General features: G+C 59.5%; 1 protein-coding gene. It reads right to left on the bottom strand.

Annotated elements, in window-relative coordinates; all coding sequences use genetic code 11:
* Positions 1 to 71: 71 nt before the first annotated feature.
* A partial coding sequence (locus tag EE949_RS00915; protein ID WP_164666659.1) for a GNAT family N-acetyltransferase occupies positions 72 to 309 on the bottom strand: 238 nt, incomplete at its 5' end.

Below are 309 nucleotides of genomic sequence, written 5' to 3'. Positions count from 1 at the left end.
GTGCAGTCCGGCGTGAAAATGACCCGCCTGCCGAAGTAAACCCCGACCATCAGGCCCTGTTCATGCGCGAATCAGGGCTGGGGGAAGATCAAGTACCAGAAGATCGCCGATTCGCGGGTCTGCGGATCAATGCCCCTGTAGCGCATGTGGTCCACACCGCCGACCACGAATCCACACTGCTCATACAGTTTGCAGGCCGCCAGATTGTTGTTCTGGGTTTCCAGCATGATGCCGGGAAGGTTGCGCTTGCGACTCCAGAACTGGGCGACGTCCAGCAGTGACCGCGCTACGCCATGGTCAATGCTGGAC

This window comes from Pseudomonas viridiflava (assembly GCF_900602065.1).
Classification (GTDB): Bacteria; Pseudomonadota; Gammaproteobacteria; order Pseudomonadales; family Pseudomonadaceae; genus Aquipseudomonas.
The sequence above is the reverse complement of the archived record's forward strand: the minus strand, read 5'-3'. Positions and strand labels throughout refer to the sequence as shown.